Origin of the sequence: Defluviimonas sp. D31, from assembly GCF_033436765.1 — a bacterium.
In the GTDB taxonomy this organism is placed as follows: Bacteria; Pseudomonadota; Alphaproteobacteria; order Rhodobacterales; family Rhodobacteraceae; genus Albidovulum.
Genome location: NZ_JAWQFN010000003.1, coordinates 61,682 through 79,030, shown reverse-complemented (window position 1 = coordinate 79,030; position 17,349 = coordinate 61,682). Strand labels below are relative to the sequence as shown.

13 protein-coding genes are annotated in these 17,349 nt (G+C 64.5%); 5 read left to right on the top strand and 8 right to left on the bottom strand.

The annotated features are described in order from the left end of the window. Positions 1-10: 10 nt before the first annotated feature. The 3 genes from R5H32_RS06830 to R5H32_RS06820 all read left to right on the top strand — a co-directional run bounded on the left by R5H32_RS06830 (position 11) and on the right by R5H32_RS06820 (position 3,580). Positions 11-1,684, top strand: a complete 1,674-nt coding sequence (locus R5H32_RS06830; protein ID WP_318337941.1) for an aconitase family protein — start codon at positions 11-13, stop codon at positions 1,682-1,684. Between the two features lie 14 nt (positions 1,685-1,698). After that, a complete protein-coding gene (locus tag R5H32_RS06825) occupies positions 1,699-2,730 on the top strand; it encodes a trans-3-hydroxy-L-proline dehydratase (protein ID WP_318337940.1) in 1,032 nt (343 codons plus the stop codon). 82 nt (positions 2,731-2,812) lie between these two features. After that, positions 2,813-3,580: a hypothetical protein gene (locus R5H32_RS06820; protein WP_318337939.1), complete on the top strand. Its 768-nt coding sequence runs from the start codon at positions 2,813-2,815 to the stop codon at positions 3,578-3,580. Positions 3,581-3,593: 13 nt separating this feature from the next. Here the strand turns inward: R5H32_RS06820 and R5H32_RS06815 are convergent, their stop codons facing one another. The 3 genes from R5H32_RS06815 to R5H32_RS06805 all read right to left on the bottom strand — a co-directional run bounded on the left by R5H32_RS06815 (position 3,594) and on the right by R5H32_RS06805 (position 6,636). Next, positions 3,594-4,295, bottom strand: a complete 702-nt coding sequence (locus R5H32_RS06815) for a DUF1194 domain-containing protein (RefSeq protein ID WP_318337938.1) — start codon at positions 4,293-4,295, stop codon at positions 3,594-3,596. A gap of 97 nt (positions 4,296-4,392) precedes the next feature. Further along, positions 4,393-5,463 (bottom strand): cysteine synthase A, encoded by a 1,071-nt coding sequence (gene cysK / locus R5H32_RS06810; RefSeq protein WP_318337937.1) that lies wholly within the window; start codon positions 5,461-5,463, stop codon positions 4,393-4,395. Between the two features lie 462 nt (positions 5,464-5,925). Next, positions 5,926-6,636: a Crp/Fnr family transcriptional regulator gene (locus tag R5H32_RS06805; RefSeq protein ID WP_318337936.1), complete on the bottom strand. Its 711-nt coding sequence runs from the start codon at positions 6,634-6,636 to the stop codon at positions 5,926-5,928. Positions 6,637-6,760: 124 nt separating this feature from the next. On the opposite strand from R5H32_RS06805, the gene R5H32_RS06800 reads away from it, so the two are divergent. Beyond that, positions 6,761-8,587 carry a DUF3604 domain-containing protein gene (locus R5H32_RS06800; RefSeq protein ID WP_318337935.1) on the top strand — a complete coding sequence of 609 codons (1,827 nt, stop codon included), beginning with the start codon at positions 6,761-6,763 and terminating at the stop codon, positions 8,585-8,587. 172 nt (positions 8,588-8,759) lie between these two features. Here the strand turns inward: R5H32_RS06800 and R5H32_RS06795 are convergent, their stop codons facing one another. Continuing rightward, positions 8,760-10,760 (bottom strand): BTAD domain-containing putative transcriptional regulator, encoded by a 2,001-nt coding sequence (locus R5H32_RS06795; protein ID WP_318337934.1) that lies wholly within the window; start codon positions 10,758-10,760, stop codon positions 8,760-8,762. Positions 10,761-10,906: 146 nt separating this feature from the next. Here R5H32_RS06795 and R5H32_RS06790 point away from each other — a divergent pair, with 146 nt between their 5' ends. Beyond that, the gene (locus R5H32_RS06790) at positions 10,907-11,104 is read left to right on the top strand and encodes a hypothetical protein (protein ID WP_318337933.1); all 198 of its coding nucleotides are present in this window, start codon (positions 10,907-10,909) and stop codon (positions 11,102-11,104) included. Positions 11,105-11,163: 59 nt separating this feature from the next. Here R5H32_RS06790 and R5H32_RS06785 read toward each other — a convergent pair whose 3' ends face one another. The 4 genes from R5H32_RS06785 to R5H32_RS06770 form a co-directional block, all read right to left on the bottom strand. Then, a complete protein-coding gene (locus tag R5H32_RS06785) occupies positions 11,164-12,246 on the bottom strand; it encodes a saccharopine dehydrogenase C-terminal domain-containing protein (protein ID WP_318337932.1) in 1,083 nt (360 codons plus the stop codon). Between the two features lie 435 nt (positions 12,247-12,681). Beyond that, entirely contained in the window at positions 12,682-14,805 is a 2,124-nt protein-coding gene (locus R5H32_RS06780) for an amidohydrolase family protein (RefSeq protein ID WP_318337931.1), read from the bottom strand. A 184-nt stretch (positions 14,806-14,989) separates the two neighbouring features. Beyond that, entirely contained in the window at positions 14,990-15,895 is a 906-nt protein-coding gene (locus R5H32_RS06775) for a DUF2950 family protein (protein WP_318337930.1), read from the bottom strand. 1 nt (position 15,896) lies between these two features. Next, complete coding sequence (locus R5H32_RS06770) at positions 15,897-17,243, bottom strand: DUF3300 domain-containing protein (protein ID WP_318337929.1); 1,347 nt, start codon at positions 17,241-17,243, stop codon at positions 15,897-15,899. Between the last annotated feature and the right edge of the window lie 106 nt (positions 17,244-17,349).

The following is a 17,349-nucleotide window of genomic DNA, read 5'->3' as shown; positions in this document are numbered from 1 at the left end:
GGGACCGGAAATGGCCACGAGCATCATCGCCGCCGAGGCTGAAGCGCCGGTCGTCGTGCTGGGTGAAGGCCTGAGCTTCTGGGGCGGAGTCGATCCCGCTAGCGGGCAGGTGATCGACGCCCACCACCCGGATTGCGGCGCGGCGCTTGCGGGCCGCATCGTGATGATGCCGACGAGCCGCGGCTCCTGCTCGGGCAGCGGCGTGCTTCTGGAACTGGCCCTGAACGGCCATGCCCCCGCCGCGCTGATCTTCCGCGAGGCCGAGGATATCCTGACGCTCGGCGCGCTCATCGCGGACCGCCTCTACGACCGGCCGCTCTCGGTGCTGCGGCTCGATGCCGACAGCTACGCGGCGCTTGCCGCGAAGCCGGCGGCGCGAATCACCGGAACGCATGTCGAGGCCGAGGGCCTCTCGCTGCCGCTCACGCCCTTGTCCGGCGACCTTGCGCTGATGCCCGGCGACCGCGCCATGCTCTCAGGCACGGAGGGCGAGGCGGCGCGCCTTGCGATGGAGATCATCGGCACCATGGCCGCCGCGCAGGGGGCGACGGCGCTGACCGACGTGACCCGCGCCCATATCGACGGCTGCATCTACGCGAGCCCGGCAAACCTCACCTTCGCCCGGACCATGGCCGACATGGGTGCGCGGGTGCGGATCCCGACCACGACCAACGCGATCTCGGTCGATCACGCGAACTGGCGGGCGCAGGGCGTGCCGCCCGCCTTCGGCGACCCGGCGGCGCGGCTCGCCGACGCTTACGTCGAGATGGGCGCCGCCCCGAGCTTCACCTGCGCGCCCTACCTGCTCGACGCCGCTCCGGCGACTGGCGAGGCGATTGCCTGGGCGGAATCCAACGCGGTCCTTTACGCCAATTCGGTGCTCGGCGCGCGGACCGTGAAGCACCCGGATTTTCTCGACCTCTGCATCGCGCTGACCGGTCGGGCACCGCTCTCGGGCGTCTATCTCGAAGAGAACCGCCGCGCTGGCCGCGTGATCCGGGTGGAGCTGCCCGAGGCGCATGACGATGCGCTCTGGCCGATGCTCGGCTATCTCGCCGGCAAGCTCGCGCCCGACCGCATCCCGCTCCTGACCGGGCTTGAGGGCACACACCCTTCGGAGGACGACCTGAAGGCGCTCTGCGCCGCCTTCGGCACGACGTCGGCCGCGCCGATGCTGCATGTCGCGGGGATCACGCCCGAGGCCGGGCTTGCCCCGGCGCCAGGTGCCGACGAAGCGCGGATCACCCGCGCCGACTTGGCCCGGACTTGGGCGCAGTTCAATGCCGGCCCGCCCGAGGTCGATCTCGTCGCCTTCGGCTCGCCGCATTTCTCCGCCGCCGAATGCCGGAAACTGGCTGATCTCGTTGTCGGGCACCACTGCCATCCCGGCACCGCCGCGATCGTGACCCTCGGCCGCGACACGCTCGCCGCAACCCGCGCCGACGGCACGCTCGCTCGGCTCGAAGCGGCGGGCATCCGCATCGTGCCCGACCTTTGCTGGTGCTCGATCTCCGAGCCGGTCTTTCCGCCGGCCGCCCGCACGCTGATGACCAATTCCGGCAAATACGCCCATTACGCCCCGGCGCTCTCCGGCCGCGCCGTCCGCTTCGGCAGCCTTGCCGATTGCGTCGCGGCGGCGCTGACCGGCAGGGCGCCCGACACCCCGCCCGACTGGCTCACCTGACAAGGACGACCCCGATGCGCAGCACAAAGACCATCCATGTCATCTCCGCCCATGCCGAGGGCGAGGTCGGCGACGTCATCGTCGGCGGCGTGGCACCGCCGCCCGGCGCGACGCTCTGGGACCAGCGGCGCCACATCGCCGAAGAAGGCATCCTGCGCGCCTTCGTGCTGAACGAGCCGAGGGGCGGGGTCTTCCGCCATGTCAACCTGCTGGTGCCGCCGAAGGATCCGCAAGCGCAGATGGGTTTCATCATCATGGAGCCCGAGGACACGCCGCCCATGTCCGGCTCGAATTCGATCTGCGTCGCGACGGTGCTTCTCGATTCCGGCATCCTGCCGATGACCGAGCCCGTGACCGAACTGACGCTCGAAGCGCCCGGCGGCCTCGTCCGGGTCCGCGCCGACTGCCGGAACGGCAAGGCCGAGCGGATCACGGTCAGGAACCTGCCCTCCTTCGCCGACCGGCTGGATGCCAAGCTGGAGGTCGAGGGGATCGGGGCGCTCACCGTCGACACCGCCTTCGGCGGCGACAGCTTCGTGATCGTCGATGCTGCCGCGCTGGGCCTTAGGATCGCCCCCGACGAGGCGCGCGACATTGCCCGGCTCGGCACCCGCATCACCAATGCAGCGAATGCCCAGCTCGGCTTTTCCCATCCCGAGCGGCCGGACTGGGACCACATCTCCTTTTGCCTCTTCGCCGGGCCGCTCGACCCCGACGCGACCGGCTTCACCGCCCGCTCCGCTGTCGCGATCCAGCCCGGCAAGATCGACCGCTCGCCAACCGGCACCGGCGTCTCGGCGCGGATGGCGGTGCTGCACGCCAAGGGCATGATGGCCGAGGGCCAGACGCTCACCGCGCGTTCGATCATCGACAGCACCTTCACCGGGCGCATCGCGGCGCTTGAGAAGGTCGCCGGCCGGCCCGCCATCGTGCCCGAGATCAGCGGCCGCGGCTGGATCACCGGCATCCACCAGCACCTGCTCGACCCCGACGATCCCTGGCCGCAGGGCTACCGGCTCAAGGACACTTGGGGCGCGGGAGACTGATCCCCTTTCTTTTTGTTGGACGCTTGGGAAACCATGCGGTTAGCTTCGTTCACCGATGTGAATGTGAAGGGAGCCGCCTGCCATGGATCCAATGACGCTCGGTGTCGGCGCACTGTTCGTCTTCGGTACGATCGCGGCGGCGCTCCTGGTGTATTCCGCGATGCGCTTGAGCTTCGGCGCCGACTACGCCTCCGAAACCCAGGATCTCGCCGGGTCGGTGATCTTCCGGGTCTCGGCGCTGCACGGGCTGATCCTCGCCCTGGTCTTCGCGCAGGAGATCCAGAACTACAACCTCGTGCGCGACGACCTCGTCGACGAGGCCACCGCGATCGCCGACATCTACAACGACATCCGCCGCTACGGTGCCGAGAGCGAGGCCGAGGTTCAGGCCGCGCTCTCGAAATATGTGCGGGTGGTGGTCGAGGAGGAATGGCCGCTTCTCGCCGAAGCCGACCGGCTCTCAGCCGAAGGCTGGCGCCTGCGCGAGGTCGTCTATCAGGCCGCGCTTGATCTCGTGCCTACGAACCTGCGCGAGGAATCCTTGCGATACCGCATGATCGACCGGGCCCAAGTCATCGCCGAGCTTCGGCAGGAGCGCGAGAACAGCGCGCTTGACAGTCCGAACAGTCTCTTTTGGGTCGCGGCACTTTCAGGCGTTCTGCTTGTGACGCTGCCCTACTTCATCTTCGCGCCGACGCGGCTGCATCTCATGCTGCTCAGCGTCTACGGCGGCTTCAGCGGCATCGTGATGTTCATCATCTTCGCGTTCTCCGACCCTTTCTCGGCCCCCGGCGCGCTGCCGCCAGTCGCGTTCGAGCGCCTGCTCGAGACGGAGATCGGCGGCGGCTGACAGAGCGGGCGGTTCAGTCGGCGGGCGCTGACGCGACGAGGGCGGAAGGCGCCAGTTCCCTCAGCAGCTTTTCGCGGATGGCGGTCTTGTAGTCGGAAAAATCCTGGGTCGAGATCGCGAAGGCGCCGACGCCGCGGATCACCCTTGTCTCGTAGTAGCGCATCAGTTCAGGGCGGGCCTGACCTCCGATCACCAGCGCGTTCACCGTCGTGGCCTCGAAGTCGCGCGCGAGGTAAACGGTTTCGGGCTCCGGTCCGCGGTTGCTGTAGCCGTCGCTCGACAGGTCGATCGTCTGCCGCGCGCAATCCGGCATCCGCGCAAGCTCCGCATGGGCGAATTGCAGCGCCGAACCGACGGCGGTGCGCCGGCCCCGGCCCGTGCGCTCATGCCGGTCGAGCCGCGCGGCGATCCCGTCGAGGTCGCCCGCGCTCTCCGCCAGCGTCCAGTCGGCGATGACCTCGTGGTGGGTCGCGTCGCTCCATTCGAAGACGGTTATGGCGACCGGCTTGTCCGCTTCGAGGATCACTGCGCGGACATCGGGATCGCGCAGCGCGGCCGAGAGGCCGCCGAGCTGGAGCCTGTAGTCGCGCCCATCGACGCTTTTCGAGACATCCATGGCCAGGACCAGCGCAAGCCGGCAGGTCGACGCGTCACTCGGCGCGCCGAACGTCAGTGCAACGGTCAATGCTGTTCCAAGCCAGATCGGGTTGCCCATCTCGCCCCCCGTGTCGGTGCCGCGGCGCTAGGAGGCAGCGGCGATCCGTCATGATAGCACAGATCGCCGCCGCCGTCGCCGGATCTTCGCTGCGGTCTCAGGGCATGTGGTAGCCCGGCGTGGAGAGCGAGATCTGCCGCTCCTCGTCGTCCATGTCCTCGGGAATGCCCTCGAAGAGCGGCGTGGTGAGATAGCGCTCGCCGGTATCGGGCAGCATGGCGAGGATCACCGACCCCGGCGCCGCCTTTTCGGCGATCCGCATCGCGATGGCGAAGCTCGAGCCGCCGGATATGCCGGTGAAGATCCCCTCTTTCTGGGCGAGCTTCTTCGCCCAGGCGACGCCTTCCGGGCCTGTGACCGGGATCAGTTCGTCATAGAAGCCCTTGTCGAGCGCCTCCTGCAGGACGAGCGGAATGAAGTCAGGCGTCCAGCCCTGGATCGGGTGCGGCTCGAAGGCCGGGTGGCTCGCGGCCGGCGATCCGTTGGCCCCACGCTCCTGTTTGGTGCCGGAGGAGACGAGCGCGGCATTGGCCGGTTCGGAGAGGATGAGCTTGACCTCCGGCCGCTCCTTGCGCAGGACACGTCCGACCCCGGTCAGCGTGCCGCCGGTGCCATAGCCTGTGACGAAGTAATCAAGCCGCTTTCCGGCGAAGTCGCCGACGATCTCGCGCGCGGTGGTCGACTCGTGGATGTCGGCGTTGGCCGAGGTCTCGAACTGGCGGGCGAGGAACCAGCCGTGCTTCTCGGCAAGCTCCACGGCCTTGTTGTACATGCCGGTGCCCTTCTCGGTGCGCGGCGTCAGCACCACCTTGGCGCCAAGCATCCGCATCAGCCGCCGCCGCTCGATCGAGAAGCTGTCGGCCATGGTCACCACGAGCGGATATCCCTTGGCCGCGCAGACCATGGCAAGCCCGATGCCGGTATTGCCCGAGGTCGCCTCGACCACGGTCTGGCCCGGTTTCAGCGTGCCGTCGCGCTCGGCCGCCTCGATGATGTTGACGGCGAGCCGGTCCTTGACCGACGCGGCCGGATTGAAAGCTTCGGCCTTGACGTACATCGTCACATGGTCGGGAGCGAGATTGTTCACCCGGATCACCGGCGTATCGCCGATCGTGTCGAGTACGCTGTCGAAAAGCCGGCCCCTGCCGTTGGTTGTTCTGATGGCCATGTATCCCCCCAGAGTTATGTGGTCGGGGCCCAAAGCCCCGATTGGACATCGTGACTATACCAGCCCATCGGGAATCCTCACCCGGTCTTTTCAGTGTCGGTTTCCCGGCTGCTCGACCGACCGGCACAACACGTAGATGTTGGACAGATCCGCAAATCCTGTTGGTCCGCCTTGCGGACGAAGCCGCCTGAGGCCGATGCAGCGAAACTCAAGTCGGCGGCTCGACCGAGTCATGGAACGGCCCGCCGCGCTGCTGCACGACTTCCCGGAAGCGGTCATTGAAACAGGCCAATTCGGTCAAGATCCGAACCGGCCCTTCGCTGCGCGCTGCTTCGATGTCCTACATGCGGACTTTTCAGCCGTTCGCGAGATATGGTCCGCAGGTGCAGCACGGTCTCGCCGGTTTCTGCGATTGGCAAGTTGGAAATGCTTACGTCAACCGCGTGGAGAAAGATTCACCCTTCATTCGCCGCTGATCGCTATCCGCGACCGCATCGCTCCAGTGTCCAGAAGTGTTACTCGGCCATAACTGCGGGCGATCAGTCCTTCATGTTCTAGCGCCTGGAGCTTGCTAACGACGGCCGCACGCGACAGATTGGCGAGCTGCGCAAGATCGCTCTGAGTGACGTCGATCTCCGGGTGCGGGTCTTCGGGATCGTCGGCTTGGCGCACGTCGGCAAGACGCAGGAGGATCGCGGTGATGCGCTCCCCGGGATCTCGAAGCATCTGGTCATCGACGACGCCGAGGGTGAGTATGAGATGCTGTCCGCAGAGCAGCCCGATCCAGCGCCAGGTTTCAGGTTCCTCGGCAATCAGACCTCGAAGTTCCGAAAGCGACAGGTGAACAAAGGTGCTGTCTCGCGTAGCAACGATCGTTGCGATCTGCAGTCGGGCATCGAAGATTTCGGCCTCCCCGAACCAGAATCCGGGCCGGAAGAAATGGGCGAGGTTCGGCCCGCGCTCGTAAGGCGCGATCTCGAAGGCAAAGCCACCTAAGACCACCCCGTACAACCCGTCGCACGGTGCACCGATCCGATACACGGCAACACCGCGTTCCGCTGAGCGCAATTGGCAGCGCGAAAGCAGCGCGTCCGCGAAGCGCGACGGCGTCCCACTCAGCCAGCCCCGGCGCTTCAGAAAAGCCCGCGCCTCGTCGATCTTGGTATTCGCCATGCTCCACGCCCATGAGAATTGTCTGCAGGCGACAGTTTCGCCTCAGGGCACTGTGGTAAACAAGTGGGACGTAAGAGATCGTCCCGCGATAAGTTGGGTCAACGAGATATCTGGGGAGGACAGAATGGCTCGGAGAACTGCTTGGAACTCGGTGTTAGCATGTGTCGCGGCGCTGGTGCCGCTTGTGGCGAACAACGCTTTCGCACAGGACGTCGATTCGAACCCGCTTCGAAATGCCTATTTCGGCAACCTCCACGTCCACACTGCATGGTCTTTCGACGCCAACATCAACGGTGCAATCGCCGGTCCCGACGAAGCCTATCGCTGGGCGAAGGGTGAGGCGATCCCCGGCGGCGAAGGCGGCCCCGATCTCAAGATCCTGCGCCCGCTCGATTGGTATTCCGTGGGGGACCATGCGGAATACCTGGGATCGTTGCCGCTCATGGCCGATCCGGACAGCCCGGTCAGCAAGCATCCACTTTCAGGCGCGATCAGCGGAGACGATCCCGAAGCCTCGTTCAATGCCTACACCGAAATCCTCGACGGGATATCCAACCGGCGAAACGATCCGATCCTCGGCGATCCCGAACTTCTGGCGAGCGTCTGGGACAAGATCATCGAAATTGCCGACCAGCACTACCAACCCGGAGAGTTCACCACGTTCGCCGGGTTCGAATGGACTTCGAATCCCGGCTGGCGCAACCTGCATCGGGTGGTGATCTTCCGAGACACCGAGAACATTTCCGATCACGCCTTCTCAGCAATCGAATCCGACCGGGAGGAAGACCTCTGGGCCTGGATGGACCTGCAGCGAGAGAGCGGCGCCGAGCTTCTCGCCGTGCCTCACAACGGCAATGCTAGCGACGGTCTGATGTTCCCGATTGGAACTTCATACGGCGGAAGCGACGTCAACAGCGCCTATGCCGAGACCCGGATGCGCAACGAACCGCTCTACGAACTCACCCAGATCAAGGGAACATCCGAAGTCCACCCATCGATGAGCCCAAACGATGAGTTCTCAAACTTCGAGATCTGGGACTACACACTGGCATCGACCGCGACTCCACCCGAGAACAAGGTTGGCGGCTATATGCGCGAGGCACTGATCCGGGGTCTTGCGCTCAACTCCGAAGGCAACGGCAACCCGTTCAAGTACGGCTTCATCGGCGACAGTGACACCCACAACTCCGCCGCCGCGATTGAGGAGAACAACTACACTGGCAAGTTCGGCTTCGAGAACAGCCCGGAACACCGTCTCGAAGGCCCGCCGGGCGTCAGCGAGGCAGCCGCCAAGCAGGTACGAGAGTTCAGCAGTGGCGGGGTTGCCGGCGTCTGGGCTGAGGCGAATACCCGCGAGGCGATCTTCGATGCAATGGTGCGCAAGGAGACCTTCGCCACCTCAGGCCCGCGCCTGAAGGTCCGCATGTTCGGCGGCTACGGCTATGCAGAGGGCGTGATGGACAGTACCGACTGGCTGCAGGCGGCCTATGACGGTGGCGTACCGATGGGCGGGGACTTACCCGCGGCGACCGATGGGCAGTCTCCCACGTTCCTCGTCGCTGCGATCAAGGAACCCGACGGCGCCAATCTGGACCGTATTCAGATCGTCAAGGGCTGGATCGAGAACGGCGAGCAGATGGAGAAAATTTACGATGTGGCTCTCTCGGATGACCGGACTGACGGCAGCGAACCGGTGGGAAATACGGTCGACGTGGCTGCGGCCAGCTACACCAACGACATAGGTGCGAATGAGCTGATGGCGGCTTGGACCGATCCCGACTTCGACCCGGCGGTGCCGTCACTGTACTATGCCCGTGTTCTGCAGATCCCGACGCCGCGCTGGTCGACCTACGACGCTGCAAAACTCGGCGTGGAGATCCCGGAGGGCCTGCCCGCGTCGATCCAGGAACGCGCCTGGTCCTCTCCAATTTGGTACGCTCCAGAAGGCTAAGACACCTAGGTCCAGCAAAACCGAGTTATTTCGAACATCTCGGTTGGGCACGGCAAGGGCGGCGCTTTCCTCGTGGCGTCGCCCTTTCTTGTTGAGTCTGCTCCGGGCTCGAAGCGGACCAACACGACTTGCTGACACTCCCTTGAGTTTCAGAGCGTCACGCCCGCCGCGTTCAGTGCGGCAGCCCGGCCTTCCTGAGCCCTTCGACCAGATGCTCCCAATCACTCGGGTCACGCCACATTGCCCGATAGGCGCCCGCGAGGCTCTCGACCGTATCGTTTTGAATGGCGATGCCCCGGCTCGCGAACTCCCGCCGCCGCATGCGGATGAACTCCGCCAGGGCCGCCTTCGCCTCCTCCCTTTGGCCGAGATGGGCATAGGCGCTGACCAGAAAGGCATGGGCGAGCGAATTGAGAAGCGCCTCGCCGATCAGCACCTGCACGACAGCTCCGTAATCGCCGGCGAAGAAGTGGACCTGACCGAGGATCCAGTCGATCGAGGGCGAGTGCAGGGGATCGAGCCGGATCGCCTCGAGGACGACCTCGAGCGCCTTCTCGCGCCGGCCGAGAAGCAGGAACGCATAGCCGCACCAGGCCATCGATTCCGCCTCGTTCACGATCTTCGAGAGGGTCTTCTCGAACTGGACCTCGGCCTCGTCCCAGAGCCCCTCGCACAGGAACGCGTAGCCGAGCTGGTCCTGGATATAGACGTCGGTGTTGTCGAGCCCCGCTCCCTTGCGCGACAGCGCGAGCGACTTGCCCGAGGCGCCCTCCTCGGCCAGGCCGAGCCATCCATCGACGACATAGGTATCCGCGAGATACATGTAGGCACGGGCGTAGCGCGGGTCGAGTTCCAGCGCCTTGTTGAACAGCTCGCGGGCCTCGGCGGTATCCTCGGCATTCAACCCGTCGCGCAGCGACTTGCCCCTGAGCATGTATTCGTAGGCTTTCATGTTCTCTGTCGGCATGCGCGAGGCGCGTTCGGCCACGTCCTCCTGCACCCGTCCGGGCAGGACGGCGACGATGCTGCGCGTGACCTCGTCCTGCACGGCGAAGATGTCGTCGAGCTCCCGGTCATAGCGCTCCGCCCAGACATGGTTGCCGGTCAGGGCATCGGCGAGCTGCGCGGAGATGCGGACCTTGCTGCCGGCGCGGCGCACGCTGCCCTCGACCACATACTGGACGCCGAGCCTCTGGCCGATTTCCCGGACCCCGAGATTCTCGTCGCGGAACGCGAACGAGGAATGGCGCGCGACGACGAACAGGGTCCGGAACCGCGACAGGCCGGTGATGATGTCCTCGGTAATCCCGTCGCTGAAGTAGTCCTGTTCGGGATCGCCGCTCATGTTGGTGAACGGCAGCACCGCGACCGAGGGCTTGTCGCGAGGCTTGGCGGCTTCGGCCATCGATCGCGCCTGAGCGTCGGAGGTGGATGGCCCGTCGGCGGCTGTCCGGATGCGCCCGATCAAGGCGGTGGTTTCTGGTCCCGGCTGAATGCCGAGCTCATCAGAAAACAGGTCCCGCATCGCGTCGTAGTGCCGGAGCGCCGAGGCGGTTTCCCCCTGCGCGTGGAGGATCCGCAGCACCAGCCGATGCGCCGCTTCGTTGAACTCGTCGAGCTCAAGGAGCTTGCGGGCCGCCGTGGACGCGCCGGAGAGGTTTCCCGCTCCGATCAGCGCCTCGGCGATCCGGGCGAGTTCCGACGTCACGAGGGCTGCGTATTTCGCGCGTTCGGCCGTCAACCAGTCCTCGAACGGTGGCTCGTTGACCGACAGCCCGGCAAGCAGGGTCGACGTCGCCGCAAGGCCGTCGAGCCGCTGCGCGGCTGTCCGTGGCGGGGCATCCTTCCCGAGCGCGTCGATATCCAGTTCGACCGCATCGAACCGCAGCCCGAGCATCGCCCCCCGGGTTTCGATGACATCGGCATCCGTGCCAAGCGCCTTGCGCAGGCTCGCGAGCGATTGGCGGAGATTGGTGCGCGCCTGCGCCTGATCGCTGCGGCTCCACAAGAGGTCGGCCGCGGTATCGCGGTGCAGCCCGCCGGGTCCGGCCATCGCGATCATTGCCAGAAGCGCCTGCGATTTCTGCGTCGGGAAGAATGCGGACGTTCCGTCGCTGCCTGTGGCCGACAGCGGGCCCAGAAGCCGGAGGTGAAGGCGGTTGCGTTTCGTCAAGGTTCCAGCCCCCGGATGCCGCGGTCGATTTTACGGGAGGCGACGACGATTTCACGCCCCCGTCACGCCGGGCCGTACGGATCCCGAGCGCCCCACCTGCATCTTAGGTGCATCGACCCACAATCCAAAAACGGAAAGGACAGATCATGTGTTTCGATGTGAATCCGCGGGCCCACGAGATGTATCTGCGCAACCTGACCCGCGATACCCGGGCCGGTTATGAACACGCCGCCGGCCCCCTGACCGGCTGGCGCGCCGAGCGGCTGCGCGGCCTCATGGAGGGGGCCAGGCGGGTGCGGCGCCGGGGCGGCATGTGGACCCCGGCCACCGCGACACGGGCCTGATCCGTTGACGCCGGCGGGCCTTTCCGGGGGGCGGTTTACGCCCCCCGAACGACGGCGGTTCAGCCGTGCCGGCCCTTGTGACCGATATTGTAGTAGTTGCCCGTGCGGGTCTCGAGATAGGGCGTGAGCGGGATTTCTTCCTGTTTGAGGAACCCCTGCTGCGGCAGCCTGCCCGCCCGCACCATCTCGATCACGGCAACGACCGAGGCAGAGGTCGTCCAGGCGATCGCGGTTCGCCGCTTGCCGCCGATCTCCAGCGGATAGTAGGCGCGGACGAACTCCTTGCGCTTCAGCTGGCCTTCCACCCAGCCCTCGGCGGCGACATGGACATAGACCACGTCCTCGTCGACGGGGGGCTTCGCGTGGGTCAGGATCTTGCCCGCAGCCTCGCGGTTTTCCCGCATCAGGAGCTCGTGGAAGAAGAAGTTCATCAGCTCCACATGGCCCGGATAGCGCATCGTCTTGTAGTCGAGGTTCTCGATGTGGTCGGCATAGGTCTCGCACATCGTGCCGAGCCCGCCCGAGGTCGTGAAGGCCTCGAGCTTCACGCCGTCGATATAGATCGTCTCCAGCCATTCCATCGCCGAGACGGTCTTGTGCACGCCCTCCTCGATCACTTCGCAGTCGTTGAGGTATTCGTTGACGACGCCCTCGGGCGACCAGTTGAAGGCGTAGCCGAGAAGCCCGGTCGGGTTTTGCGGCAAGGCACCGACGCGGAGGCGGATCGAACGGACACGCTCGAACATGTCCGCGAGATGCGCGCCGACGATGCCGACGAAACCGGGCGCGAGGCCGCATTGCGGGGCCATGATGCCCTTCGAGGTCTCGGCGAGGCCTCGGATGTGCTGGGTCGTCGGCACGTCCTCGGTCAGGTCGAAATAGTGGAGCCCGAGCCCGTGGGCGACGGTCGAGACGCCGATATTGAGGTGATAGGGCAGGCAGGACAGGACCGCCTCCTGATCCCTCAGGATCGCGGCCAGCGCGTCCTTGTCGGTGAGGTCGGCAGTCCGGACCGGGAACGGACAGCCCGAAACCTCGCGCGCATCGACGCCGGTGACGGCAAAGCCCGCCTCGGCCAGAAGCTCCGCCGCAAGGTGGCCCACCTTGCCAAGACCCAGAACCGCGACTCTGGTAAACGACATTCCCGATTTCCTTTCGTTATTTTGAATGTCCGGCGTGGCGCCGGTTGCGCCCAAACTGCCCCGGCCCACGGGCGATTTCGCCAGCCATTCCGGCGGTTTCAGGCCTCGGGTGCAAAAAAGTGCCGGGGTTGTCGGTCATTCTGCCGGGGGGCGAGCATGGGGTTCAACCCATACGGCCGACGTTCGCTTTGAGCCCTAATCCGCCATCTATACCAAATGCAGAAATCGAAGCATGCGAGGACCAAGAGCCGTTTCTGCAAGTCTGAACCATTCTGGTGCATGGTTTCGGGCAGGTGTCCGGGCATTGCGGAAACGGTCTCGCTGCGCGCCGTCACTAACATCTTGAACCTAGGCTCCCCTTCATCGGGTTTCCCTAAGCCACTGCTTCAACGAGAACGATATTCCGGCCTGCGAAAGCGGGCCATCCTGGTGGGATCATTCTGACGACTGGAATTCGGCGACTTCCTTGCCGTCCGTCAAGAGCGTCAGTTTCTCGCCGGCAACGGTGAAGCCGTTCACCCCGGCCAAGGCCTTTATGAAGCGATCCTCAAGATCCATCAGTTCGGGCGGCCCAGCTTTCTTGGTGCTGATCAGCTCGCCCATCACCACCGCGTCGTTTACCAGCGCGTAGGATCCGCTGATCTGGTTGACGCCCCCAAAGACCGAAAGCTGGCCTTTGCTGAACAGCATGGACGGCGGCGTTTGTGCCTCAATGACAGTTCCTGCCAACCCAGTCAGCGTCCAGGTCTTGTTCGCGGCGGTGTTGACGTCGGCGATGTCGCAGGCCTCGATCGACCAAGCATAGGTCGCCCCCGCGTCAGCCGGAGCCTTGGTCGCCGGGAAACCGCCCTCTGGCATCGGGAAAATCGTGCTGCCTTCCTTGATCGTCTCTACGACTTTTATGTCGCGGATCGCCATAGGATCCACCTTAAGCGGGTTGGCATCGAGTATGACGAGATCAGCGAGCTTGCCAGCCTCCAGCGTACCCTTGCTGGCTTCCTCGTCATATTGCTCGGCCGCCCATTCTGTCATGGTCTTGAGCCCTTCGAACGCCGTCACGCGCTGGTCGGGGCCAACATCGCGTCCTGCGCGCGAAACCCGGTTCACCGCGGACCAGAGCATCATCATCTGGTCAAGCGGCGCGACGACGAAATCGGAGTGGTTCGTCGGCTTGAGACCGGCGTCGATCGCATCGCGCATCGGGCTGATGTAGCTGCCCTGCGCCTCGCCACGATTGGCGATGTGAGTGTCGGCGAAATAGAAGGTGTGCAGGGTGTAGAAGGATGGACGGACCCCGTACTCGACGAAGGCTGGGATCTGGTCCTTGCGCAGGAACTGCGTGTGAATGGTCGTAACGTTCCAGGGATGGCCGTCGTCGCCCTCGCGGGCAAATTTGTAGGCTTCGAGGAAGGCGTCGATCGCGGCGTCCCCGTTTGTGTGGACGATCAGCGGCACGCCTAGATCATGGACCTTCTTGACCATCTTTCTAGCCAGATCCTGCGGGAAGGTCGGTTCTCCGTACCAATCCTGTTCGCCTGCCGGGCCGCCCTGAAGGTAGGGCGTGGTAAAAAAGGCGGTTCTGCCCTGCGGAGAGCCATCGAGCGTGATCTTGACGCCACCGACCTTGAAGTGATCGTGGTAGCTGCCCCATTTGCTGACGGGGAATTCGCCGAGCACCTTGTCGAGATCGGTGATGAACGGATAGGCGACGACGTCGATGATGTTCGCTCCGGCCTCGCTTGCCCGACGGATGGTTTCGAACTGCGGAAGGTGCGATGCACCTTCGTGCGCGGTGGTGATACCCGCCTCGGCGTAGAGCATTTGGCCAGCTCGGCTCCAGTCGATCTCCTGTTGAGCGGTCATCGGTTCTGCCTTCTCCATCACCGGAAGGAACGCCGTCTCCATGATCAGACCCCAGGGCTCCTGGGTTCCGGGCTTGCGGACGATGACGCCGGCCGGAGGCGTCTCGGTCGCGGCGGAGATTCCGTATTTCTCGAGGGCGAGGCTGTTCATGACCGCGCCATGCATGGAGACATGGTCGACACGAACCGGGTTGTCGGGGAAGGCCTCATCAAGGTCATCGCGGTTTAGCAGGCGCCCATCGGGCATGACCGAGTCGTCGTAGCCATAGGCCATGATCAGTTCGCCCTTCGAGATATTGCGTTCCGCTGCAAACCGCTGGATCTCGGCGATAATGCTCGGGACATCCTTTCCGGGGCCGGACGGCGGCGCATAGACCTTGGCCTGGTTGGCGACGAGCAGCGAGTTGATGTAGTGGCTGTGCCCGTCGATGAAGGCCGGCATCAAGGTCTTGCCACCGAGATCGACAAGTCGGGTCCTGCCATCGGTCATAGCCATAGCTTCGTCGCGGGAGCCGGCGAAAAGTATCTTTCCGTCTAGGACTGCCAGTGCCTCGACATAGGCCGGTGCGTCACCAGTCATTGTCAGTATATCGCCACCGAAATAGAGGGTCTCTGCGGCATCCTGCGCCGATGCGCCAAACGCGCAGGCTGAGAAGAACAGGCCGATGCTGAGTGGCCTACCGAAATCTTTGATCAACTTGGAACCCCCTTCTGGTTGGCCCGCCGGCTTGCAAGAATCGAAACCGAGTATCCTAAGATCATTTGTGGGTGACGTTGCGGCGCCTCACCTGCCTTCGTCAGTCAGCGATTGGGAGGCCGCCGGAAACGGCGGCTGAGAGGAATGCCTCGGCCGCACGCCGACCCCGAACCCTCCGCTCGCGTTATTCCTCCAGCTCAGCCGGGGTCCATCCCTCGCCGGGATCGTAAAGCGTGATCGCGAAGCCCTTCTCGAGCGTCTCCTCGCCGAGATCCGCCTCCAGGATCGTGCCGTTCTCGGAGGCCATGAAGCTGTGCACGCCGGAAACGCCGTAATCGGCCGGTACCGCGAGCACCGCGTGGCCGCCGGTCATGTTGCCGTTGACGACATAGCTCATCTCGCCGCCGGGGGCGTTCTGGGTCTGGCCGGTCAGGATCCGGAAGTAGTAGCCATTGTGGGGTTCGGGCGGGACGTCCTCGGTTCCGTCGTTGAACCCGTCGAGCGAGGCACGGGCGCCGGCCTCGCCGATGGGGCTGTCGTCCCCCGGCCAGTAGAGTCCGTCCCGCTGACCTTCAGAAGACACCACGGATTGCGCGAATTCCATCACGCCGTCGCCGTCGTGATCAGTCAGCCGGTACTGGATCTGAATGTCCATATAGGCCTCGAGCAGGGTCATCACCTCTAGCTCGTTCATGCCGATCTCGCGCGCGGCCATTTCCACCCGGCCCGCTTCGGTGTCGAAGGACCAGCCCGCGTCTCCTTGCGCGAGCGGGATGGGAAACGGCCAGCCGTCGGCACCGATCTCGAGCACGACGCCGCCGTCCTCCTGCGGCACGAAGCGGTAGCCTTCCGCGTACATTTCGAGGAACTGCCGGCGCTGGCGCCTCAGTTCCTTGCCGTCCTCGGAAAAGAGATCCTCCGCCTCCTCGCCGAAGACCGCGAGGATCGCTGCGCGGTCGCGGTCCTCCACGGCCGAGATCAGGGCGGAAAGAGCGTCTTGCGGGGCGTCGTAGACGGCCGGGGCGGCAAGCGCCGAGGAGGTCGTCGCGACGGCAAGCAGACAGGCCGCTGGCAATGCAGGCATCTTCATGTCATCTTCTCCTCTTGATCTGCGCCGAGCCGCCCTTGTTGCCGCGCCGCGATGCGGATTTCGTCTTCCTCGCGGGCGCATTCTTCTTAATGGCACTCTTTCTATTCGCCGGTGCGGCGGAGGCCACGGGCTTCTTGGGACGTGATCCGCTCTTTGCGATCGGCTTGGCGGCAGAAGGCTTTCGGGTCGCAGAGGACCGCACGCCCCGGTCGCCGGACTTGGTCTTCCGAACGGCTTCAGCCTTGCGCTCGGGGCTGACCTTCGATGGCCGATTGACCTGCGGGATATTGCCAGCCCGGTCGCGGTCGGTCCTGCGGGATATGTCGCGGTCGGTCCTGCCGGATAGGTCGCGATCGCCCCTTCGGGATATGTCTCGAGTTCCCGTCCTGTTTCCGATCGAACTGCGCAGCTCGTCTTGCCTCGATGGACGTTTGTCGATCTTCAGCTTCGTGTTGCCAGATTCGTTCCGGTTCCGCTGGATTCGCTGCTTCGCCTGAATCTGCCTGCTGTTGTCAGGCTTCCACGCGACCTTGTCCCGGTCGATATTCACCCGGTTCCCGATATTGACGTTCCCGTCGACGTCGAGATCGATGTTGGGATTGCGGATGATCGGCTGCCCGTTCCAGCCGCCGCAGTTGCGGCAGCCCCAGTAGTTGTTCCAGTCGTCATCATCGTCGAAGATCTCGTCGATGATCGACACCGTCCCCCAGACCATGGCGCCGGTGAGCAGGGCGCCGCCGACATCATTGAACACCGTGTTGTGGTCGTACTGCGGAACATAGACGACTTCGGGATTCGTCGGCTGGATGACTACGGTCTCCGCCTGGGTGGTTTCGTCACGGGTCACTTCGACCGTCTGCTGCTCGCCGCTGACGAGTACCTGGTTGTTGATCGCCGACTGGCGCATGGTCTGGACGGCCTTCATGACATCGTCACTCTGCACCAGCATCGCGTCGCCAATCGTCTCGGTCCATTCGATGTTGTCCGCCATGTCGCCGATGACGTCGGGAAACGCGGTCGCGAGAACCTGTACGCTGATGTCCCAATCCGTCGCCTCGATCTCCTGCTTGAGCGCGTCGGGATCGGCATCGGGATTGGACTGCAGGAAGTTGTCGGCCTTGATCACGTCGAGTGGCGCGGTCGCGGCTATAAGGACCTGCATGAGAAGCGTATCGGGATAGAGTGCGACCGGAGCGACAAGCGTCTCAAGCTCTGCTTGCGTGAGCAGGGCTCCGACGTCCTCTATGCTTGCGGTCACGTCGCCTGTTTCGGTTCCGGTCGTTTGCGCAAGTGGTGCGGTCGCGAAGGCCAGCCCGGCGGCCACGATGCACACGGATTTGATGTTCATCAACTTCCTCCCTGATAGGTGCCGTGGGCTTGAGCGCCAATTTTCATTCGGCAGACGACAAGGTCATAAAAATCCAGTTTTCAGTTCGGTTTTGTTCGAATTTGAA

Coding starts and splice junctions, on each gene's coding strand:
- R5H32_RS06830 (WP_318337941.1), top strand. CDS start 11: ATGGCCACGAGCATCATCGCCGCCGAGGCTGAAGCGCCGGTCGTCGTG.
- R5H32_RS06825 (WP_318337940.1), top strand. CDS start 1,699: ATGCGCAGCACAAAGACCATCCATGTCATCTCCGCCCATGCCGAGGGC.
- R5H32_RS06820 (WP_318337939.1), top strand. CDS start 2,813: ATGGATCCAATGACGCTCGGTGTCGGCGCACTGTTCGTCTTCGGTACG.
- R5H32_RS06815 (WP_318337938.1), bottom strand. CDS start 4,295: ATGGGCAACCCGATCTGGCTTGGAACAGCATTGACCGTTGCACTGACG.
- cysK (WP_318337937.1), bottom strand. CDS start 5,463: ATGGCCATCAGAACAACCAACGGCAGGGGCCGGCTTTTCGACAGCGTA.
- R5H32_RS06805 (WP_318337936.1), bottom strand. CDS start 6,636: ATGGCGAATACCAAGATCGACGAGGCGCGGGCTTTTCTGAAGCGCCGG.
- R5H32_RS06800 (WP_318337935.1), top strand. CDS start 6,761: ATGGCTCGGAGAACTGCTTGGAACTCGGTGTTAGCATGTGTCGCGGCG.
- R5H32_RS06790 (WP_318337933.1), top strand. CDS start 10,907: ATGTGTTTCGATGTGAATCCGCGGGCCCACGAGATGTATCTGCGCAAC.
- R5H32_RS06785 (WP_318337932.1), bottom strand. CDS start 12,246: ATGTCGTTTACCAGAGTCGCGGTTCTGGGTCTTGGCAAGGTGGGCCAC.
- R5H32_RS06775 (WP_318337930.1), bottom strand. CDS start 15,895: ATGAAGATGCCTGCATTGCCAGCGGCCTGTCTGCTTGCCGTCGCGACG.
- R5H32_RS06770 (WP_318337929.1), bottom strand. CDS start 17,243: ATGAACATCAAATCCGTGTGCATCGTGGCCGCCGGGCTGGCCTTCGCG.